Source organism: Gemmobacter lutimaris (assembly GCF_003570715.1).
GTDB lineage: Bacteria > Pseudomonadota > Alphaproteobacteria > Rhodobacterales > Rhodobacteraceae > Gemmobacter > Gemmobacter lutimaris.
In genome coordinates, this window is the sequence record NZ_QXXQ01000011.1 from 59,850 (window position 1) to 80,429 (window position 20,580).

The 20,580-nt window shown below is 66.3% G+C and carries 24 protein-coding genes; 10 read left to right on the forward strand and 14 right to left on the reverse strand.

Annotation, left to right across the window (positions count from 1 at the left end; all coding sequences use genetic code 11):
• Window positions 1–103: 103 nt before the first annotated feature.
• Window positions 104–775 (forward strand): PAS domain-containing protein, encoded by a 672-nt coding sequence (locus D2N39_RS16695; RefSeq protein ID WP_119135916.1) that lies wholly within the window; start codon window positions 104–106, stop codon window positions 773–775.
• Here the strand turns inward: D2N39_RS16695 and D2N39_RS16700 are convergent, their stop codons facing one another.
• The gene (locus D2N39_RS16700) at window positions 776–1,696 is read right to left on the reverse strand and encodes a PHP domain-containing protein (RefSeq protein WP_119135980.1); all 921 of its coding nucleotides are present in this window, start codon (window positions 1,694–1,696) and stop codon (window positions 776–778) included.
• Window positions 1,697–1,766: 70 nt separating this feature from the next.
• Complete coding sequence (locus D2N39_RS16705; RefSeq protein WP_119135917.1) at window positions 1,767–2,909, reverse strand: alpha-D-ribose 1-methylphosphonate 5-triphosphate diphosphatase; 1,143 nt, start codon at window positions 2,907–2,909, stop codon at window positions 1,767–1,769.
• 135 nt (window positions 2,910–3,044) lie between these two features.
• Here D2N39_RS16705 and D2N39_RS16710 point away from each other — a divergent pair, with 135 nt between their 5' ends.
• From D2N39_RS16710 to D2N39_RS16725, 4 genes are all read left to right on the forward strand, one after another.
• Complete coding sequence (locus D2N39_RS16710) at window positions 3,045–3,557, forward strand: flavin reductase family protein (protein WP_119135981.1); 513 nt, start codon at window positions 3,045–3,047, stop codon at window positions 3,555–3,557.
• Between the two features lie 120 nt (window positions 3,558–3,677).
• Window positions 3,678–4,007 (forward strand): ArsR/SmtB family transcription factor, encoded by a 330-nt coding sequence (locus D2N39_RS16715; RefSeq protein WP_233557234.1) that lies wholly within the window; start codon window positions 3,678–3,680, stop codon window positions 4,005–4,007.
• 106 nt (window positions 4,008–4,113) lie between these two features.
• Window positions 4,114–5,415, forward strand: coding sequence for a vanadium-dependent haloperoxidase (locus tag D2N39_RS16720; protein ID WP_119135918.1), 1,302 nt, complete (start codon window positions 4,114–4,116; stop codon window positions 5,413–5,415).
• Window positions 5,412–6,971 (forward strand): CRTAC1 family protein, encoded by a 1,560-nt coding sequence (locus D2N39_RS16725; protein WP_119135919.1) that lies wholly within the window; start codon window positions 5,412–5,414, stop codon window positions 6,969–6,971. The genes D2N39_RS16720 and D2N39_RS16725 overlap by 4 nt, the downstream gene beginning before the upstream one ends.
• Window positions 6,972–7,002: 31 nt before the next feature.
• On the opposite strand, the gene D2N39_RS16730 is transcribed toward D2N39_RS16725, so the two are convergent.
• Both D2N39_RS16730 and D2N39_RS16735 read right to left on the reverse strand, forming a co-directional pair.
• Window positions 7,003–7,254 carry a DUF2312 domain-containing protein gene (locus D2N39_RS16730; RefSeq protein WP_119135920.1) on the reverse strand — a complete coding sequence of 84 codons (252 nt, stop codon included), beginning with the start codon at window positions 7,252–7,254 and terminating at the stop codon, window positions 7,003–7,005.
• A 74-nt stretch (window positions 7,255–7,328) separates the two neighbouring features.
• On the reverse strand, window positions 7,329–7,964 hold the full coding sequence (locus D2N39_RS16735; RefSeq protein ID WP_233557222.1) for a malonic semialdehyde reductase: 636 nt from the start codon (window positions 7,962–7,964) through the stop codon (window positions 7,329–7,331).
• A 153-nt stretch (window positions 7,965–8,117) separates the two neighbouring features.
• On the opposite strand from D2N39_RS16735, the gene D2N39_RS16740 reads away from it, so the two are divergent.
• Window positions 8,118–8,333 (forward strand): hypothetical protein, encoded by a 216-nt coding sequence (locus D2N39_RS16740; RefSeq protein ID WP_119135921.1) that lies wholly within the window; start codon window positions 8,118–8,120, stop codon window positions 8,331–8,333.
• 9 nt (window positions 8,334–8,342) lie between these two features.
• Here the strand turns inward: D2N39_RS16740 and D2N39_RS16745 are convergent, their stop codons facing one another.
• The 3 genes from D2N39_RS16745 to D2N39_RS16750 form a co-directional block, all read right to left on the reverse strand.
• A complete protein-coding gene (locus tag D2N39_RS16745; RefSeq protein ID WP_158589858.1) occupies window positions 8,343–10,160 on the reverse strand; it encodes an enoyl-CoA hydratase-related protein in 1,818 nt (605 codons plus the stop codon).
• A gap of 143 nt (window positions 10,161–10,303) precedes the next feature.
• Window positions 10,304–10,492 carry a hypothetical protein gene (locus D2N39_RS22955; RefSeq protein ID WP_158589859.1) on the reverse strand — a complete coding sequence of 63 codons (189 nt, stop codon included), beginning with the start codon at window positions 10,490–10,492 and terminating at the stop codon, window positions 10,304–10,306.
• Between the two features lie 17 nt (window positions 10,493–10,509).
• Window positions 10,510–10,827 (reverse strand): TraR/DksA family transcriptional regulator, encoded by a 318-nt coding sequence (locus tag D2N39_RS16750; protein WP_119135923.1) that lies wholly within the window; start codon window positions 10,825–10,827, stop codon window positions 10,510–10,512.
• Window positions 10,828–10,984: 157 nt separating this feature from the next.
• Here D2N39_RS16750 and D2N39_RS16755 point away from each other — a divergent pair, with 157 nt between their 5' ends.
• The 4 genes from D2N39_RS16755 to D2N39_RS16770 all read left to right on the forward strand — a co-directional run bounded on the left by D2N39_RS16755 (window position 10,985) and on the right by D2N39_RS16770 (window position 13,237).
• Window positions 10,985–11,848, forward strand: coding sequence for an MBL fold metallo-hydrolase (locus tag D2N39_RS16755; protein ID WP_119135984.1), 864 nt, complete (start codon window positions 10,985–10,987; stop codon window positions 11,846–11,848).
• A gap of 75 nt (window positions 11,849–11,923) precedes the next feature.
• On the forward strand, window positions 11,924–12,349 hold the full coding sequence (locus D2N39_RS16760; protein ID WP_119135985.1) for a YeeE/YedE family protein: 426 nt from the start codon (window positions 11,924–11,926) through the stop codon (window positions 12,347–12,349).
• On the forward strand, window positions 12,350–12,811 hold the full coding sequence (locus D2N39_RS16765; RefSeq protein WP_233557224.1) for a DUF6691 family protein: 462 nt from the start codon (window positions 12,350–12,352) through the stop codon (window positions 12,809–12,811).
• 9 nt (window positions 12,812–12,820) lie between these two features.
• The gene (locus D2N39_RS16770) at window positions 12,821–13,237 is read left to right on the forward strand and encodes a TIGR01244 family sulfur transferase (protein ID WP_119135925.1); all 417 of its coding nucleotides are present in this window, start codon (window positions 12,821–12,823) and stop codon (window positions 13,235–13,237) included.
• Window positions 13,238–13,323: 86 nt separating this feature from the next.
• Here the strand turns inward: D2N39_RS16770 and D2N39_RS16775 are convergent, their stop codons facing one another.
• From D2N39_RS16775 to D2N39_RS16805, 7 genes are all read right to left on the reverse strand, one after another.
• A complete protein-coding gene (locus tag D2N39_RS16775) occupies window positions 13,324–14,280 on the reverse strand; it encodes a FliM/FliN family flagellar motor switch protein (protein WP_119135926.1) in 957 nt (318 codons plus the stop codon).
• Between the two features lie 54 nt (window positions 14,281–14,334).
• Window positions 14,335–17,034 carry a sensor histidine kinase gene (locus tag D2N39_RS16780; RefSeq protein WP_119135927.1) on the reverse strand — a complete coding sequence of 900 codons (2,700 nt, stop codon included), beginning with the start codon at window positions 17,032–17,034 and terminating at the stop codon, window positions 14,335–14,337.
• Window positions 17,034–17,306, reverse strand: coding sequence for a hypothetical protein (locus D2N39_RS16785; protein ID WP_119135928.1), 273 nt, complete (start codon window positions 17,304–17,306; stop codon window positions 17,034–17,036). Before D2N39_RS16785 ends, D2N39_RS16780 begins: the two co-directional genes overlap by 1 nt.
• The gene (locus tag D2N39_RS16790) at window positions 17,303–17,674 is read right to left on the reverse strand and encodes a response regulator transcription factor (RefSeq protein ID WP_119135986.1); all 372 of its coding nucleotides are present in this window, start codon (window positions 17,672–17,674) and stop codon (window positions 17,303–17,305) included. The genes D2N39_RS16785 and D2N39_RS16790 overlap by 4 nt, the downstream gene beginning before the upstream one ends.
• 112 nt (window positions 17,675–17,786) lie before the next feature.
• A complete protein-coding gene (locus D2N39_RS16795; protein WP_119135929.1) occupies window positions 17,787–19,073 on the reverse strand; it encodes an XRE family transcriptional regulator in 1,287 nt (428 codons plus the stop codon).
• A gap of 108 nt (window positions 19,074–19,181) precedes the next feature.
• Window positions 19,182–19,388 (reverse strand): cold-shock protein, encoded by a 207-nt coding sequence (locus tag D2N39_RS16800; protein WP_119135930.1) that lies wholly within the window; start codon window positions 19,386–19,388, stop codon window positions 19,182–19,184.
• Between the two features lie 198 nt (window positions 19,389–19,586).
• Window positions 19,587–20,561 carry an ABC transporter substrate-binding protein gene (locus tag D2N39_RS16805; protein WP_054301080.1) on the reverse strand — a complete coding sequence of 325 codons (975 nt, stop codon included), beginning with the start codon at window positions 20,559–20,561 and terminating at the stop codon, window positions 19,587–19,589.
• Between the last annotated feature and the right edge of the window lie 19 nt (window positions 20,562–20,580).

The following is a 20,580-nucleotide window of genomic DNA, read 5'->3' on the forward strand; positions in this document are numbered from 1 at the left end:
GCACTGCATTTAACCATTTGTATAGATTCCCGCCCCCGACAGCGCAAATCCCTGTATGTTAATACTCGGGTAAGCAATCACGGTCTCGGCGGAGGGTTCTGCAATGGCGCTGCGGATTTTCGGGAATGGCGCGGGTCACGGCGGGTCGGGCCGGGACGAGCCGCCGCCCGCCTGTGCCGCGATGATCGCCGAAGTGCGCGGCTACTGGCAGGCTTTGCGCCGCGACGGGGCGCTGCCGCTGCGGGCCGACATCGACCCGCGCGGCATTGCCGGGGCGCTGGGCGGGGCCTTTCTGGTAGAACGCATTGCGCCCGGCGTCGGCCGCCTGCGCATCGCGGGCAGCAGCTTTACCGAGCTTCTGGGCATGGACGCCCGCGGCATGCCGCTGTCGGCGCTGTTCGATCCCATGGCGCGCGGCAGGCTGGCGGTGGCGCTGGATCAATGCTTCCTGCGCCCCGCCATTCTCGACACGCAACTGACCGCCGAAACCGGGCTGGGCCGCCCTGCCCTGACCGGCCGGATGATCCTGCTGCCGCTGGCCAGCGATGGCACCCGCGCCGAAACGGCGCTGGGATGCCTTGCGCTGTCCGGCACGGTAGGGCGGCAGCCGCGCCGCCTGATCCCCGGCGCGCTGCGTGTCGATCCGGTCGATCCGGCCACGCCGGACCTGAGGGAACCCGCGCTGCGGATGCTGGAAGCCGCCGGGCCGCAATTCGCGGTCAAGCCCACGCGCAGCGGCACATCCTATCTGCAACTCGTCAATCTGGACGAGTAATCAGCGCCACACTGGATTTGACCATGCGCGCCGCCCCGCCGCGTCGATCACCGAGACGCGCAGCCAGGGCGAGGCGCCCAGCCGCTCCAGCGGCACTTCGGCGCAGGTCATCGACTGGCCATGCACCGCCTTCGCCCCCATCCCCGCGCCCTGCGCGATGACCGAGACGACGGCAGAGCTTTCCACGATCACCCGGTCGTCTTCGACCACCACATCACGCAGTTCCGGGCCTTGTGAACTGTAGAACTGTCCCGACTTCAGCGCCGCCAGCAGCGCCTCGGGCGTGTTCTCGGTGGCCTTCACCATGACCCAGCCGCCAAAGTGATCGGGTTCAGAAAAATGCGCATCATCGGTGGCGATCAGGCTGAGGTCGCGCCCCTCGGTCAGCAGCAGATCGGCGATGGCAAAGCCGTCCGGCCGGTCGCAACCCATGGCGCAACCGTGGTTGTAAACCTCGACCGCATGGGCCGCCGCAATGCTGCGCGCATCCGCCAGCGTCAGGCCCGACCATTGCGGATGGGCGATGGCGACAAAGGCCCCCGCCGCGACCGCACGGGCGGCGATCTCCGGTCCCGTCTCCATCCCCGGCAAGACGCGGAAATCCGGCGCATTCCCCGGCGCGAAATCCGGCGGCAGGCCGACGGCGAGGATATGCCACAGCTCGCCGTTGGACATCGGGCCGGAATGCAACTCGGCCCCGATCAGCGTGGTGAAGCCCTCGGCGCGGAAGGGCACGGTATCGGCGACGGGATAGCCGTAGCGGCCGACAAAGTGATCGGTCAGGGCCATGAAATCATAGCCTTCCGCGCGATAGCGGCGGCAGACCTCCGAAGGCGGCAGCACACCATCGGACAGCGTGGAATGGGTATGCAGATTGCCGCGCCAGAAACGGCCGGGGGCGGAAAAGGCGGAAAGACGCATCGAAACCTCCATGTCGTCGCTGATCCTGCCACGGTTTCATGGCGCGGGCATGACTGACGGCGACATCGGATCAGGCGACGCGCTGCCCCGCCACCCATGTTCCGCGCAGCAGCGCCGCCGTGCCGTGGCGGCGGAAGCGCAGCAGATCGGCACGCAGCCCCGGTGCCAGCCGCCCGCGATCCTTCAGGCCCACAGCCGCCGCCGGGGCCGCTGTCACTGTGGCGATCCCGCGCGGCAGGTCAGACCACAGATCGCCCAGCCGCAGCGCCGCCAGCAGCAGGGCGGAAGGCACATAATCCGATGACAGGATGTCCAGACACCCGGCCACTGCCAGCGTTTCGGCCGCCACATTGCCCGAATGCGACCCGCCCCGGATCACGTTCGGCGCCCCCATCATCACCGCGATTCCCGCCGCCTGACAGGCCCGTGCGGCCTCCAGCGTGGTCGGAAATTCGGCAAAGCGCGCACCATGGGCGGCGGACTGTGCGACATCGCTGTCAGTGGTATCGTCATGGCTGGCCAGATGCGCGCCCAGCCGCCGCGCCGCCGCAACCGCCGCAGCCTCATGCGCCGCGCCCACCTTGGCCGACAGCGCCAGACGGTCAGCGACATGGGCGTCAAACTCGGCCTCGGTGAAGCCATGCTTGCCCATCAGGTAATGCCGCAGTTGCGTCAGATCGCGGAACTGCCGCTGACCGGGCGTGTGGTCCATCAGGCTGACGATCCCCACCCCGTCGGCCGCGCCAAACTTGGCCAGTTCCTCGGGCAGGGTTTCCGAACAGATTTCCGCCCGCAGATGCAGCCTGTGGTCGATCTTCAGCACGCCCGCCATTCCCAGGCCGAGAATGTCATCGGCCAGCGCGCGGGCATATTCGCCATAACGCCCCTTCTTGCGCGAGGGCAAAGACCCCACCCGCAAGGCATCGAAAACCGTGGTGATGCCACAGCCCGCAAGCTCGGCGTCATGGGCCAGAATCGCCGCCTCATGCGGCCATGGCACTTTGGGGCGCGGCTCGGTATGGCGCTCAAGATTGTCGGTATGCAACTCGATCATGCCCGGCGCCAGAAAATCGCCACAGCAATCCAACGCGCCGGGCGGCAGATCTGTGCCTGCGCGGATTTCGGCGATCTCGCCCCCCGCAACCACCACAGCGCCGGGCATCAGCCGGTCGGGCAGCACCAGAACCGCATTGCCCAGAATGAAATCGCCCATCGCTGCCCCTCGCCCGCCGCCTGTGTCCCTGCCTATCCCGCCATGTCCGGCAGGAAAAGGGCACAGCCCGGTCTTGCCCTGCCCGCCGCGATGCCGCAAAACGGGTCCATCATGTCCGAGGCAGGAAACCGCAGCATGACGGCAGAGCTTTTCGACCCGGAGCGGGTGCCCGGCCCTGAAACCGCGCGCGACTTCCGCGATGCGCTTGGGCGCTTTGCGACCGGGGTTACACTGGTCACCACCGAAGGGCCGCAAGGCCCTCTGGGCTTCACCGCCAACAGCTTTGCCTCGGTCTCGCTGGACCCGGCGCTGGTCTTGTGGTCGCCTGCCCGCAGCGCCAGCCGCTTTCCCGCTTTCGCCGCGGCCCGGCATTATGCCATCCATATCCTCGGGGTGGATCAGTTCGCCCGGATCGCGGATTTCGGCCGCGGCGGCCCCGGTTTCGGCGACAGCCAGCCCCTCCGCAATGCCGAGGGCGTGCCGCTGATCCCCGGTGCGCTTGCGCGGTTCGACTGCGAACAACATGCCACCCATGATGGCGGCGACCATCTGATCATCGTGGGCCGCGTGCTGCGCTTTACCCTGCGCGAGGGCGCGCCACTGGTGTTCAGCCAGGGTGCATGGGGCGGTTTTGCCCATGGCGGCTGAGTGCCGCATTTGCATCATGCGCCATATCTGCATATGTTGATACAAGTGACCGCGCCAAGTGACTGCGCCGAGGGGACCATGAACGCATCCGCACTTACACCCGTCGAACCCGAAGACACGATGCAGCCGCTGGAGGGCTGTGGCGGGCTTTCGGCCGAAGAGATGATGGTGCAGGCCACGGCGGCGGCGGGCTTTCTGAAGGCGCTGGCGCATGAAGGGCGGCTGATGATCCTGTGCCACCTGCAATCGGGCGAGAAGTCGGTGACCGAACTGGAACACCTGCTGTCGTCACGGCAGGCCGCCGTCAGCCAGCAACTCGCCCGGCTGCGGCTGGAGGGGCTGGTCAGTTGCCGCCGCGAAGGCAAGGTCATGTATTACTCGATCCAGGACCCGAAGGTCGCCACCGCAATCGGCATGGTCTACGAACTGTTCTGCCAGCCACCGGGTTGACCCGACCTACCAGACAGGGCCCGCAAGACAGGGCCCGACAGACAAGGTTTGACTTTTCCCCCCTCCCACCCGACAACGTGTTAGCGCCAACGGGGAGGGAAGCGCCATGTTCCAGCGATTTGTCGCCATTCTTCTGCTCTGTGCAGGTCTGGCATTGCCGGGGTCAGCCCGCGCGGCCGAGGTGTCGGCAGCAGAGGTGATGACAGGCTGGTATCGGCTGATCCTTGAACTCGTGCGCCACACGCCCACCTATTCCCCGCCGGTCGCCGCCCGCGCCTTCGGCTATCTGGGCGTCACGGTCTGGGAAGTGGAGGCCGCAACCTCGGGCCGCGGCGACACTTTGGCCGGGCAGCTGAACGGGCTGTCGCCGCGGCCCGAATTGTCCGCCGGGCTGGACCCGGCCATCGCCATGCAGGGTGCCATGGCCCGCGCCGTGCCCTATTTCTTTGGCAATACCGGCCCGACCGGCCAGCGCGCCATGGCGGCAATGGACAAGCGGCTGACCGAACGGCTGGGCGCAGGTTCTGACGCCACGCTTGTGGCTGAAAGCCTTGCCGCCGGGCAGCGCATCGCCGATCACATCATCGCCTGGTCCGAAAGCGACGGCGGCGCGAAGGTCGAGAATATGGGTTTCCCCGAAACCTATGTGCTGACCGCTGGTCCCGCGCATTGGGTGCCCACGTCGGCCATCGTGCAGCAACAGAAACCCCTGCTGCCCGACTGGGGCCGCAACCGTCCCTTCGCCATGCCGGAAGGCAATGCCTGCCCGCTGCCCGCACCGCCCGCCTATAGCGAGGCGCCGGGATCGGCCTTCCATGCCGAGGCGCAGGAGGTCTACGACACCTCGCGCAGCCTGACGCCCGAACAATTGGCCATCGCGCGCTTCTGGTCGGACGATCCGATGCTGTCGCCCACCCCGCCCGGCCACTGGCTGACCATCCTGCTGGATCAGGCGGAGGCTGCCAATCTGTCCGATGACCGGCTGGCCGAGGCGCTGGCGCGGCTGGGCATCGGCATGGGAGATGCTTTCATCGGCTGCTGGCACAGCAAGTTCGAATTCGATCTGGTGCGCCCCGTCACCTATATCCGCCGCGTGATCGACCCGACGTGGGAGCCGCAGTTGATCACCCCGCCCTTCCCCGAATACCCGTCGGGCCACAGCACCCTGTCCGGCGCGGCGGCCGAGGTGATGACGGCAATCTTCGGGGAGGATCACGCCTTCGACGACAGCACGCATGAGGATGACGGCCTGCCCGCCCGCCATTTCGCCGATTTCCGCGCGGCGGCGCAGGAAGCGGCGGTCTCGCGCCTTTATGGCGGCATCCATTTCCGCGCCGCCATTGAGCGCGGGCTGGCACAGGGCGCCTGTATTGCAGGCCACGCCAATGCGCTGAGGATGCGGCAATGACCGCCCGCGCCCTGTTGGTGCTGACTCTGGGCACCCTGCCCGCACAGGCCGAAACCCCGGCTGTGCCCCGGTTCGAAGCCTTCATCGGCGGCCCGGAACACAGCTTCACCGGCGAATGGCAATATATGGTCGGCGGCGGCGTCGCGGCTTTTGACTGTTCCGGCGACGGGCGGCCCGAGTTGTTCATGGCAGGCGGCACCACCCCCGCGAGCCTCTGGCGCAATGACAGCACGCCCGGCAAGCTGGCCTTCACCCCGCTGGATCGTGCGGAAACCGCGCTGGACGGTGTGACCGGAGCCTGGCCCCTCGACATCGACAGCGACGGCATCACCGATCTGGCAGTGCTGCGCGTCGGAGAAAATCACCTGTTGCGGGGCTTGGGCGATTGTCGGTTTGAACCGGCCAACGCGCTCTGGGGCTTCGACGGGGGCGACGCATGGTCCACTGCCTTCGCCGCCACATGGGAGGCAGGCAGCGCCTTCCCCACACTCGCCATCGGCAATTACATCGACCGCGCGGAAGAGGCTTTCCCTTGGGGAAGCTGCACCGACAACTGGCTGCATCGCGGCACCGCCACCGGCTTTGCCCCGCCGCTGGCGCTGACGCCATCCTATTGCAGCCTGTCGATGCTGTTCACCGACTGGAACCGCAGCGGACGGCCCAGCCTGCGAGTGTCGAATGACCGCGAATATTACAAGGGCGGGCAGGAACAGCTCTGGCATCTCGACCCCGGCGCGTCGCCCCGGCTTTATACGCCGGACGAGGGCTGGCAGCGACTGCGCATCTGGGGCATGGGCATCGCCGGGTCCGATCTGGATGGCGACGGCTACCCGGAGTTTTACCTCACCTCGATGGCCGACAACAAGTTGCAGGTGCTGGCACAGCCCGGCCCGGAGGCTCTGCCGCGCTACCGCGACGATGCCTTCCCGCGCGGTGCCCATGCCCAGCGGCCCTATACCGGCGGCGATGTGCGGCCCTCGACCGCCTGGCACCCCGAGTTTGCCGATGTGAACAACGATGGCCGCGCCGATCTGTTCGTTGCCAAGGGCAATGTCTCTGCCATGCCGGATTTCGCGGCGGACGACCCGAACAACCTGCTGTTGCAACGTGCCGACGGCACGTTTTACGAGGCCGGGGCCGAGGCGGGTGTGGCGTCGATGAAGGTGGCGCGTGGCGGTGCCGTCACCGATCTGGATGGCGACGGCTGGCTGGATCTGGTGGTGGTGAACCGCAACGCCCCGGTCGAGATCTGGCGTAACACCGGCACCGGGGCGCCCGGCACGTGGATCGCGCTGCGCCCCGAACAGCCCGCACCGAACCGCGACGCGGTGAATGGCTGGGTGGAAGTGCGGACCGAAGGCAAAACCCAAAGGCAGGAAATCACTGTGGGCGGCGGCCATGGCGGTGGACAGCTTGGCCCGCGCCATTTCGGCCTTGGCACCGCGTCAGAGGCCGAAGTGCGGGTGATCTGGCCTGATGGCACGGCGGGCGACTGGATGACGCTGACTGCCGGTCAGGTCTGGCGCCTGCCACGGGATGCGCCCCCGTCGCGGTAAGACTGCCCCGCCCGACAGGCGGGGCCGGTCATCACTGCATACCCAGAGCCTGCTTGTAGATCTCCAGCACGGCCTCTTCCTCTGCCAGTTGATCCTTGTCTTTCTTGCGCATGGAAATGATCGACCGCAGCGCCTTGGTGTCATAGCCCCGGCCCTTGGCCTCGGCATAGACTTCCTTGATCTGTTCGGCGATGTCCTTCTTTTCCTGCTCCAGATGCTCGATCCGTTCGACGAACTGACGCAGTTCGTCGGCGGTTACCTCATAGGCGTCTTGTTGGCTCATCTTGCTCTTCCTCTTGCGCGGGATCGCGGCCCCGCCTTCCCTAGCGCCCGTGCGGGGGCGGATCAAGCGCAGCGTCAGACGATCTCGGCCATGCGGGCAAAAGGCAGCCGGGGGGCGCGGGGGTTCACCTTTTCCGGCAGGCCATAGCCAAGGTTCATCAGGAAATTCACCTCCCACGGCCGCCCCTGCAGAAAGGCATCGGCCACCTTCGCCTTGTCAAAGCCCGACATCGGCCCGCAATCCAGCCCCAAAGCCCGCGCCGCGATCAGGAAATAGCCCGCCTGCAATGTGCCGTTGCGCTGCGCGCTTTCCCGCGCCGCATCAAGGGACTTGTTGTAATATCCCTGCACATCGGCCTGCGGCCAAAGTTCGGGCAGGTTCCGCCAGAATTCCAGATCGTAGCACAGGATCGCCGTCGCGGGCGCTGCCATGGTCTTGTCATGGTTGCCCCGGCTCATTGCCGGGGACAGCCGGGCCTTGCCCTCGGGCGTGGTGACGAAGATCACCCGCAGCGGTTGCTGGTTGAAGGCGGTCGGCCCCATCTTCGCCAGATCAAGCACCTGTTCCAGCAACTGCGCCGGAACGGGACGGTCCTGCCAGCCGTGATGGGTCTGCGCTGCGCGGAATAGCAGGTCCAGCCCCGCTTCCGGCAGGTCGGACATGGCCGCCCGTGCCGCCTCGATCCGCTCGACCGTCACCATTTCCGTCATTCCCGCACCTCCCGTAATGCTATTGCAGACTTGCCAGCGCCCCGCCGCTTCGGTTAGGCCGGAACTTGGCCTGCGGCCAGCCTGCACAGATTCCCGCCCCCGGCAAGGGCACAGAAGGGAACGACAGGCACGACAGACGAAGGGGATAACACGATGCAACTGCTGATCCTGCTCGGGGCCGCCGTATCGCTTGCCGGAATCGGAGGGCTGATCTGGTGCATCCTGCTGGCCGTGAAGGCACGCAGCACCTCGGCCAATGACGAGGAACTGCGCGTCCGGCTTCAGCGCGTCGTGGTGATGAACATGGGTGCGCTTGGCGTTTCGGCCATCGGGCTCATGTTGGTAGTCACCGGCATCCTGCTGACCTGATCCGCCAGCTCAGCGGTTCAGATCCGCGAAGTGACCGCCGCGCGCGCCCAGATCCTCGATCAGAGGCGCGGGGGACCACAGGTCGGGGCGTTCTTCCGCCCAGCCTTGCAGATCGTGGCGCAACAGGATCGGGCCACGCCGGTCAGCCCAGAACATTGGCCCCCCCTGCCAGCGCGCAAAGCCGTTGCCCGCCATCAGCGCGAAATCCACATCTGACGGACGTGCCACCAGCCCCTCGCCCAGAAGTCGCGCGCCCTCGTTCGCCATGGCGCCCAGAACACGACCGGAAAGACGCGGGACGACAGCGGCGGCCGGCTGTTCCGGCGCATCCGGCACCAGCGATTTCAACCCGTAATCCAGCAGCGCCCCCGCCAGTGCCGCAGGTGTCTCACCCTGCGCAATCAGATAGGCCACCGCCGCGCGCCCCTTGGCCATGACGCGGGCGCCGATGCCGCCCGGCGCGGCGCAACGCAGCGCCTCCATCCCCAGACGGCGGGCCAGCGCAATGGCACGCGCCTGAGCAGCCCCCGAGGTCTGCGGCCCCGCGACGACCTCGATCAGCCGCCCTCCCGCCGGACGGAAGCCCAGAATATCGGCCATGCGTGCAGCATCCGCCGCCAGATCGGCCCGACCGATCAGCGCCAGCGTGGTGCCCGGCATCGTGGCCTCGACCGCCTCGGCCAGAAAGCCCGCCTCGCCCAGCAGGACCAGCTCGCACCCCTCCAGCGCCGCAGCCCCCAAGGCAGGCGTCAGCCGCGCCCATTGCGCATCGCGGGCCGCAGGCTGCATATGCCCTTCGGTCACCTGCCGTTCCTGCGCGGTGGCAATCCGTTCCAGCGCCTCGACCAGCCGGGGGCGGTTGGGATCGACCAGCACCACCTCCAGCCCGGCCATCAAGGCGGGCAGCGCCAGATCGGCGGTGCGGGCCCCGAAGATCCCGATGCGACGCGGCGCCGGAGGGCTGACAGTCCCGACCGGCAGCCGCTGCGCCCCGCGTTCGGCGAAGAAGGCATGACGCAGCGCCTGCGCCTCCGGCGTGCCGACCAGATCGTCGAAGGCCGCGCGTTCGAATGCCTGCCCCATGTCGAAGGGCAACAGTTGCGCCGCCTCGACACAATCCACGATGCGGGCAGGTGCGGGTAGACGCCCCCGCTCTACCTTGGTTCGTGCCGACGCGATGGCGCGATGGAAGGCGATCCCGTCGCGCAGCCCGTCGGTCCTGTCACTGCTGCGCAGAAAGGGCTGACCCGCCATCGCCTGCGCGCGGCGCAGCGCCGCTGCCTCCAGCCCGTCCTCGACTACCTCGTCCAACAGCCCCAGCGCCAGCGCCTCGGCCGCCTGCACCGGCTTGCCACCCAGCATAAGGCGCAGCGCATGTTCGGCACCGATCAGGCGCGGCAGCCGCTGCGTCCCCCCCGCGCCCGGCAGGATACCCAGTGTCACCTCGGGGAACCCGACCCGCGCCGAAGCCAGCGCCACCCGCGCATGCGCGGCAAGCGCCAGTTCCAGCCCGCCCCCCAGCGCCGTGCCATGGATCGCCGCGACGACCGGCTTGGTGCAAGCTTCGATGCGGTCGCAAAGATCAGGCAGGGCCGGGTCGGCGGGCGGCTGGCCGAACTCGGAAATATCGGCGCCGACCGGGAAGCTGCGCCCTTCGGCCCGGATGACGATTGCGGTGATCGCCGGATCGGCCTCGGCCTTGGTCAAAGCGGCAAGGATCGCGGCGCGCAGCCCCTTGCCCAAGGCATTGACCGGGGCAGAATCCAACACCAGAACCGCAACCGTATCCCGATGTTCCAGCCGCACCGGATGCCCGTTTTCCGCCATGCCCGCCCCCTTGCACATAGGGGCAGTAAGACGCCAAACCGGGCGATTGGCAATCCCGCCACGCCCGGTTTTGCTGTCAGACCAAGCCTTTGCCGCCGTTTTGGGCGACGGATCGCCCGCCCTTTCCCTTCGGGACTGCGGCGTCAGACCGGCATATTGTCGAAACCGGCCTCGATCTCGGCATCCTCGGCCGCCCGTTCGGCGGCCGTTTTCGGTGTGATCGGGGCAAGCGGCATCATTGCCGCGGGCAATACCCCGATCAGGGCCTGCATTTCGGCAAAGAGACCCATCAGCCCCTGCTGCTCTGCGCGTTCCTGCTGCTTGTCGGTCATCGCTCTCTCCTCCATCGTCACACGGCGCATTCGCGGCAGAACGGCGTGAACGGCACAACATCCAGCCGCTCCTGTCCGATTTCGGCGCCGCATTTCACGCAAAAGCCATATTCCCCGGCCTCGATCCGCTGAAGCGCGGCCTCGATCATGCGGATTTCCTGCTGGCCGGACAGGCCCATCCCCTCCAGCACCTCGTCGCCCTCACGCTCTGTCGCCATTTCCTCCCAGTCGCGGGCGTCATGGCTGTCAAGCTCGGTCTCGATGGCGGAAAGACGATCCTGCAACTGCGACAGGCGTCGTTCAAGCTGGGCCTTGCGTGTGGTGATGGGGGTCATGGCCTTCCTCCTCTTCGCGTGGAACAAATCTGCCCCGGCGGCCCGCCGCCTGCCTTGACTCAGGTCAAGCCAAATCACATTCAAATCTTGCAATACGTCATGCTCACGCTATATCCTCCTGGCAAGCGATGGAAAGGGCCACCCGATGACCACACCGATGCAACCCAAAGTGCATGCCTTCTTCGACGAGGCGACCAATACGATCACCTATGTCGTGCAAGAGCCCGAGGGCCGGGCCTGCGCCGTGATCGACAGCGTTCTGGATTTCGACTACGCCTCGGGCCGCACCGATACGCGGTCGGCCGATGCGGTGATCGCCTTTGTCCGGGATCAGGGGCTTGATCTGCAATGGGTTCTGGAAACCCATGTGCATGCCGACCACCTTTCGGCCGCCCCCTATATTCAGGAGGCGCTGGGCGGCAAGATCGGCATCGGCGACCGCATCACCGTGGTGCAGGAAACCTTCGGCAAGATCTTCAACGAGGGCACACGGTTTCAACGGGACGGGTCGCAGTTCGACAGGCTGTTCGTTGAGGGCGACACCTTCATGATCGGTCAGCTGCGCGGCGAGGTGCTGCATACGCCCGGCCATACGCCTGCCTGCCTGACCTATGTGATCGGCGATGCGGCCTTCGTGGGTGACACGCTGTTCATGCCGGATTTCGGCACTGCCCGCTGCGATTTCCCCGGCGGCTCCGCCGAGGTCATGTTTGATTCGGTGCAGAAGATCCTCAGCCTGCCCGATGAGACCCGCATCTTCGTCGGCCACGACTACAAGGCGCCGGGGCGTGACGATTATGCCTGGGAAAGCACGGTTGGCGCGCAGAAGGCGCTGAACATCCACGTCGGTGCCGGAAAAAGCCGCGAGGATTTCGTGAAGATGCGCACCACGCGCGACGCGACGCTGGCGATGCCGCGGCTGATCATCCCCTCGCTTCAGGTGAATATGCGCGCAGGTCAGATGCCCGAGGCGGAAGAGAACGGTGTCAGCTATCTGAAAGTGCCGGTGAACGGGCTGTAAGACCCGTCCGACAATCGGAGGCGGGCGCACCGCGACGTGCAGCCGCCTCCCCGATCCGAACAGGGAGTTGCAATGATACCAATGGATTGGATCTGGGGCCTCGTCGGCGGTCTCATGATTGGCGGTGCGGCGGGGCTGTATCTGCTGGTCAACGGACGCATCATGGGTGCCTCGGGGATACTGGGCGGGCTGGTGGATGGGACCGGCCGCGACAGTATGGTGGAACGGCTGGCCTTCCTGTTCGGCGTGCTGGCTGTGCCGCCGCTGCTGGTGCCGCTTTACCGGGTGGTCGATACCCATATCACAGCCAACCCGCTGATCATCGTGGCTGCGGGTTTGCTGGTCGGGATCGGCACACGGCTGGCCAATGGCTGCACCTCGGGGCACGGGGTCTGCGGAATTTCGCGGCTGGCGCCGCGCGGCCTTGCCGCAACCGGCTTTTACCTGCTGGGCGGGGCGGTCACCGTCTATCTGTTCCGGCATGTTCTGGGGGTGATCTGAATGGCACGTCTTCCCGGAATGCCCGAGCCGCGCGAGGTCGTGGCCTTTCTGGCCGGCGGCCTGTTCGGCTCGGGTTTGCTGGTGTCGGGAATGATCGACACGACCAAGGTGCAGGGTTGGCTGGATTTCTTCGGGGACTGGGATCCGACGCTTGCCTTCGTTCTTGGGGGCGCGGTGCTGCCGATGTTCTTTGTCTGGCGCATCGCGGAAAAGCGCGGGATCTCGCTGTTCGGCGATCCGATCCCGGCACGCACCGCGCCACGGCTGGACGGGCCGCTGATCTGGGGGTCTGTCCTGTTCGGCGCGGGCTGGGGTCTGGCGGGGCTTTGCCCCGGCCCGGCACTGGCCTCTTTCGCGCTGGGCGGTTGGGGCGGAGCGCTCTTCTTTCTGGCGATGGTCTCGGGTATGGTCGTCGCGCCTGCCATTCGTGCGGTGCTGTTTCGGCCCGCCACCACCGACTGAGGACCGCCTATGGATATCCGTGCCCTGACCCCGACCTATGCCGTTTCGCCGCAGATCAGCCCCGCTGACCTGCCCGCGATCAAGGCGGCAGGTTATGTGACGGTCATCGACAACCGCCCCGACGCCGAAATTCCTTCGGATCTGCATACCACGGAAATGCGCGCGGCGGCCGAGGCGCTGGGGTTGCAGTTCATCGCCAATCCGGTGATCGGCGGCGCGATCACCGAAGAGAATGTGATCACACAACGCGCGGCGATTGATGGCGCCAGTGGGCCAGTCTTTGCCTATTGTGCCTCGGGCAATCGTTCGTCGGTGGTCTGGGCGCTTGCCCATGCCGGGCGCCTGTCCACAGATGATCTGATCGGGATTCCGGCGCGGTTCGGCTATTCGCTTGAATGGCTGCGCCCGACGCTGGAAAACGCCTGATCGGTTCGCGCAAAGCCGCCCCGGCCTTTCGGGGCCGGGCATGACGGGCAGAACCAGCCAGAGAATGGCGAGGATGCCTGTCATCCTCATCCCGTCCCGGTCAGCGGCAGGGCCGGTGCCATGGCTGGCACCTGCACAGCTGAAGCCATTGGCCGCGCGACCTGATCTTCGGCTGGCACGGTCAGCCGAACTGCCCGCATACCGCAATTCTGGCCAAGACGCCCCTGCCCGACCGTCTGCCCATCGCTGCCTTCCAGCCGGATATGGTCTATCTGGGCACCGGGCAATGGCAGCACTGCGCCGGACCCGAGTTGCAAAACCTCGGCCAGCGGCACGGTCACACGGCACAGAACCGCCTGCACCACCGCCTCAGCCTCTGCCAGCCGATCCGCCAGTGCGGCCGAGAACCCTGGCCCCGCCATCGGGTCGGGCGTGGGCATTGGCGCCTTGCGCTGCGGGCGGCGGCCATGACCTTCGGCTGGCAGGGCGAGGATCACCCGCCCCATCCGGCCCGGCGTGAACTGCAATTCGCAGGCCAGTACCTTGAAGGGCGCATCCTCCAGCATCAGGGCCAGTGGTCGCACTTCATCAAGGTAGGAGGCATAGCGATACCCGTCGGTCCAGACCAGATCCTCCTCCGCCAGCAGCGCCTCTTCCAGCGCGGCCAGAACGGCATCCACCCAATCGGCCACCATGGCGGCATCGGTGCGGGTGGGGCGGCGCGGATCGGCGGCCAGCGGCGCGACATGGCCCAGCGTCTGCACCTCGATCAGGGCGGCCAGCAACCCCGGATCAAGGATCATCACCCCCGTCGCTTCGCGTGGGCCTTCCAGCAGCGCGATCAGCGCCAGATCGGGGGGCAGTTCCAGCAGTTCGGCCAGCGAATACCGATGCGCGGTAAGCCCGCTGATCATCACGTCACAGCCCGGCCCTTCACGCGCCGCGCGCGCCAGCGCCAGGGGCAAGGCACGTTCCACCCCGCCATCGGGCAGACGGGCCGCCTGTGCCCCTGCGAGCTTGCGCCTGATAACCCCTTGATCCACTGCCGTTCCCCGAAAATCCTTCCCCTACCCTCGCAGCAGAGGCTTACCAAAGGGTTACGCAGCTTCAGCCAATGGCGGTTTTTCCAGACGCAGCGGCATCGACACGCGGAAGGCCGCCCCGCCCTGGCCCGGCAGGTAGGTGATCGTGCCGCCCAGATTGGCCATAACCTCGCGGCAGATCGCAAGGCCGAGGCCCGCGCCGCCCGCACGGGTCTGGTCGGTCAGCCGGGCGAATTTCTCGAAGATCAGCGCCTGCTTGTCCTTCGGGATGCCCGAGCCATTGTCGATGAAATCCACCAGAACCCGACCGCCACGTTGCCGCACCGCGATTCGCAACTCGGGGCGCGTGGCGTCGCAATATTTGCGGCTGTTCGAGATCAGGTTGATGAACACCTGCGTCAGACGGTCGGGATCGGTGCGCAGGAAGATCGCCTCGGCGGGCAGGTCGCGGTGAATGAGGAATTCACGCTCCGGCCGGGTCTGGGCGGCGGCGCGCAGCGAACGGTCCAGTAGCTCCGACAAATTGGCCAGCTTCAGGTCAAGCTGCACAGTGCCGTTTTCCAGCACGCTCAGATCCAGCAGGTCATCCAGCAACCGGGTCAGGCGGATCGCTTCTTCATGGATGATGCCCGCGTATTTCTCGGACATGCCTTCGGGCATGCCGCCCTCCATCATGATTTCGGAAAACGCGCGGATCGAGGTCATCGGCGTGCGCAGTTCATGGCTGATCTGGCTGAGGAAGGCATCTTTCTGCACCGAAAGCTGGGTCAGCTTTTCATTCACCTCGCGCAACTGCCGGGCCGTGCGTTCCAGTTCGGCGCGCTGCGATTCGAGCTGGCTGGAATATTCCATGATCTGCGCGGTTTCATCGGCCACCCGCATCAGATCATCCACCGTGACGCGCGCGCGCCCCGCGAGTTCGGAAATCATCGCATGGGCCGCCGCCGCGCCGACCGAACCCGCCAACTGCCGCTCCAGCGCGGCAAGGAAGGCGGGGGACGGGTCGGGCAGATAGCCGGCCTTGCCCTGTGCACGCGCCTGTTCTTCGAAGAAGGTCAGCGCCGGTTCGTCGCCCAGAATGCGCTGCGCCATGATCAGCAGCGACTCCGGCTCTGCCAGCCCGTCGCCCCAGCCACGCAGTTCCGCGCGTTCGGTATCGAAGACATAGACGAAGGCCAGACCCTGCGCCCGCTCGATCGGCGTCGGAAAGCTGAGAAGCGAGCCGATGGTGAAGGCAGCGGTGTTGAAAGACAGGCTCCAGAACAGGGCATGGATCAGCGGGTCCATTCCCTCTACCCCGAACAACGCGCGGGGGCGCAGCCAGCCGATGCCGAAAGGACCGTTCAGAAACATATCCAGCGGCAGGATGGCGCCGGGGCCGAAGCTGGGCAGGAACAGCGTATAGGCCCAGACTACAAAGCCGATCAACAGCCCCGCCGCCGCGCCGATCCGGGTGGCACCGCGCCAGAAGATGCCGCCCAGCATGGCGGGCAGCATCTGCGCCACACCAACGAAGGATATCAGCCCGATGGCGGCCAGCGCCGCCGATCCGCCAGACAGCGCGAAATACAGGTAGCCAAGCCCCAGCACTGCCGCGATGGAAAACCGCCGCGACATCAAGACCAGCCGTCGCACATCGCCGGACACCGCCTTGGCCGGACGCAGGTGCAGCCAGAGCGGCATGACGATATGGTTCGACACCATGGTCGCCAGCGCGATGGAAGCGACGATCACCATGGAGGTGGCCGAGGAAAAGCCGCCAAGGAAGGCCAGCATCGCAAGCCCGCCCTGCCCCTGGCTCAATGGCACGGTCAGCACGAACAGATCGGGATTCGCCCCCACCGGCAGAAGGCCCAGACCCACCACGGCGATGGGCACGACAAACAGGCTCATCGCCAGCAGATACAGCGGGAAGGCCCAGCTTGCGGTGCCAAGAAACCTCTCGTCGCTGTTTTCCACCACCAGCACCTGAAACATGCGCGGCAGGGTGATGACGGCAGCTGCCGACAGGAAGGTCAGCCCGGCCCAGCGGGAGGGCAGCAGATCCCAGTCGGCAATGGCCGAGGCATTGATGCGGCTGGCGATGTCGGACGGCCCATCGGCCACGAACCAGACGACGAAAATACCGACCGTTATCAAGGCAACCAGCTTCACCACCGCCTCTACCGCGATGGCGGCGACGACGCCGGTGTGCTGTTCGTTGGCGTCAAGGTTGCGGGTGCCGAACAGGATGGTGAACAGCGCCAGCCCCCCCGCAACCCACAGCGCAGTGGAATTGGTGTCGGGGATCATCCACGCATAGGTGCCGGGCTGCGCGAAAACCCCGAAGCTGAGCGTCACGGATTGCAGTTGCAGCGCGATATAGGGCGTGGCCGCGACCACGCAGATCATGGTGACAATCACCCCCAGCGCGTTCGACTTGCCATAACGGCTGGAAATCATATCGGCGATGGATGTCACGCGTTCGGCCCGGCCGATCCGCACCAGTTTGCGCAAGATCCACCACCAGCCGACGAAAACCAGCGTCGGGCCAAGGTAGATCGTCAGATATTCCAGCCCGGACCGCGCCGCATAGCCGACAGCGCCATAAAACGTCCAGGCCGTGCAATAGATGCTGAGCGACAGCGTATAGACGACAGGAGACCGCAGCCAGCGCGCCCGGCCATGCTCGGCCCGCCGTTCGGCCATGAAAGCCACGAGGAACAGGAAGATCACATAGGTCAGACAGGCCAGAACCAGCAGGTTGAAGGGCATCAGCCGCGCCCCTCCGTCTCGGCCCCTGTTTCCTGCTCCTGCCTGCCCAGACCGCGCGCCATCAGCGCCGCCGTCACGATGAGCACGAACCAGACGACAAACAGATAGGCGCCATCAATGGCGGTATCCCGCGCCTCGGTTTCCGCAGGGGCCCAGAGGATCGGCAGCAGAAACAGGAAGGCCCCCGCCACCGGCAGAAGCCGCGCCGCATCGCGCATCCGGCGCTGGCGATAGCTGCGCCGCGCCAGAAAGACCGGGCCGCGCGGTCTCATCCCGTGCCCAGAAGCGACCGGGCCGCCGCCACGAATTCGGTATTTGAGAAAGGTTTCGCCATGAAGAGGTTGGCGCCAGCGCGTTCCGCCGCCTCGCGGTCGCGGCCCTGGCCCTTGGCGGTCAGCATCATCACCGGCAGCGCCGCCGTCGCCGGATCGGCCCGCAACGCTTGCAGGATTTCCAGCCCCGACCGTCCCGGCAACATCAGATCAAGGATCACCAGATCCGGCCTTCGCGCGCGCACCTCGGCCTCGGCCACGCCGCCATCCCCCAGTGTGGTCACCTGCCAGCCATCGCGGTTCAGCAGGAAGCGGATCGCCTCGGCGATATTGGGCTCGTCCTCGATCAGCATGGCGTGATGGCTCACGGCACCTCCCCCGGTCGCGCTGGCGCCTCCCCGCGCCTGAAACCGACTATCGGCGGAAATCCGCGCCGTGTCAAAAGCGGCGACGGGAAAGCGGCTATGACTTTCGAACAGGTCAGCCACGCAATCCGGTAGCCTCGCTGACGATGGGTGCCTCGCGCCGCGCCGGGCAGGCGGGTTCGGGGCAGATGCGGCAAGTGGCGCCCACCCGGCGCACGGGGCCGGTTGCATCGGGCACGGGCGACAGCAACATGGCCGCTTGCCGCACCTCGGCCCCACCGAAGCCCGCAGGCCAGCTCGCCTCGCCCCAGGCACGGGCTGCGAAACGCGCGCGGCGGCGGCCCGCCATCTCGATCTCGGCCAGAACGGGCAGCATGGGACGGGCCAGCGCCTCGAAGAGTGGCCAAAGCGCACAGGCCGCGCCAAAGCGCGGAGGCACGAAGCCCGGCACGGGTTTGCGAAACACCAGCGCCCCTGCCGCATCGGCAATCACCAGCCCGAGGCCCGAGCCAAGGCGCAGCGCAAGCCGCCGCATCGCCACCAGCACACCCGCCCCGCTGCGCGCGCCGATCAGCACAGGGTCAGGGCCGCATTCAGCCAGTGCGCTTTCCAGCCGGTTGAGCGGCAACGCCACCACGTCGGCCCGCATCCGTGCCACCCAGACCGCCGCCAACGCGCGCGCTGCGGCCGAGGCCAGCGGCGACAGATCAACCTCGCCCCCCGGCTGTTCCAGTTCCGGCAGATGCCAGCCCCGCGCGGCCAGCCAGTCGTCAAACTCCTCTTGCGGCGAAACCGCACCTGGCGTCTCGGCCCGGTCCGATCCGTCCAGATAGGCCACCAGCGCCTCGGCCCCGGTGGCCAGTCTTTCGCTGTCATGGTGCAGGTTGGCATGGAAGCGCGCGCGCCATTCGGGTTCGATATCTTCCGTCTCGGCCAGAATCGCTGCGGTCGATCGCACGGAACTGACGGCCGACAAGACCTCGTGCAGCGACAGGCTCAGGTGCGGGTCATGGGCAATACGGTCATTCAGCGCCGCGACCGCCTGTTCCAGTTGCCCGATGCGGCGCTGCAAGCCCCCGGCCAGACGCGCCCAGCCGGGATAGCGGCCGATGAATTCCTCGATCCGCTCCAGCTCGGCGGCGGCTTCCGGCTCGGCCGTGGCGGCGGCCCGCAAAATTTCGGCCAGCGCGCCCTCGCTGCCCTGCTCCAGTTCAGCCGCCTCGATGCCCAGAACCGAGGCCAGCCGCACCAGCACATCCCCCGTCACCCGGCGGCGGCCATGTTCGATGAGGTTCAGATAAGCCGCGGAAATTCCGGCGGCTTTCGCAACATCGGCCTGACGCAGCCCCAGCGCCAGACGGCGTTCGCGCACACGGCTTCCGGTCAGGGCACTCAGCGGCATGGGTCACCTCCGCCGCCAATTTACATTGAATTGTAAACTTTACAAAGGCGCGAAAAAACAAAGGGCGGTGCCAGTTGGCACCGCCCCTGTCTTGATCGGAAAGTGCGATCAGGCGATGGCGATGTTGGTCGCCGATTCGCGGCCGTCGCGGCCTTTTTCGATGTCGAAGGTCACCGCCTGACCGTCATTCAGTTGGCGGATGCCCGAACGCTCCAGCGCCGAGATGTGCACGAACACGTCGCGCGAGCTGCCCTCGGGGGCAATGAAGCCATAACCTTTGGTGCTGTTGAACCATTTCACGGTGCCGTTGGCCATCGTGTGTCTCCTTGTGTTTGCCGCCCGCGGAGTGCGGCGGCCCGGCTCAGTGTCGTCGTCGGATCCACTGAAGCCATAAGGAAACAGAAGGTCGAGAGAAGAAGCTTAGCCAGTTGAAAATATCACTTTCGGCGCCTCGTTTCAAGCACCGGCTGCATTGGAGAAAAGGCGCGCGGAAATCCGCGCGCCCTTCCGCCCTTATTGCAGCGCCTTGTCGGTGATCTGATGCGTCCAGGCGCCTTCGGGGGCCTTGGTGATCACCGGATCGGAGCCGCCCGACATCAGCGCCTCGACCGTGCGGGTATAATCGGCCTCGTCCAGCGCGCCGTTCGACCCTGCGGTCAGCTTCGCCACCTCGCCCATCATGCGCTTCTGGTGGCTTTCGGTCTGGGCGCCGGTCTCGTCATTCTCCAGCACGATCATCGCGGCTTCGTCCGGATTCGCCTCGGCGTATTTCCAGCCCTTCATCGAGGCGCGGACGAATTTCACCATCTTCTCGTCGAAGGCTGCGTCCTTGAGGTTATCCTCCAGCACATAAAGCCCGTCCTCCAGCGTGGCGACGCCCTCGTCCTCATATTTGAAGGTCACAAGATCCTCGGGCTTCACGCCCGCGTCGATCACCTGCCAATATTCATTATAGGTCATGGTCGAGATGCAGGCGGCCTGCTTCTGAAGCAGCGGATCGACGTTGAAGCCCTGTTTCAGCACCGTGACATCCGTGCCGTCGGTCTTCAGCCCCAGCTTGTTCATCCAGTTCAGGAACGGATATTCATTGCCGCCGAACCAGACCCCCAGCGTCTTGCCCTTGAAATCGGCCGGGGTCGCCACGCCCGATTCCTTCAGGCAGGTCAGCATCATGCCCGAGGATTTGAACGGCTGGGCGATATTGACCAGCGGCAGCCCCTTCTCGCGCGCGGCAAGGGCCGAGGGCATCCAGTCCACCACCACATCGGCACCGCCGCCTGCAATCACCTGCGTCGGCGCGACATCCGGGCCACCGGGCAGGATGGTGACGTTCAGCCCTTCCTCGTCGTAGAACCCCTTGTCCTTGGCGACATAATAGCCAGCGAACTGCGCCTGCGTGACCCATTTCAATTGCAGCGTCACATCCTCGGCCTGAACCGCACCCGCCATGAAGGCCAGCGCCGCCGCACTCGTCATCAGATATTTCATAGTCAAACCTCCATGTTGC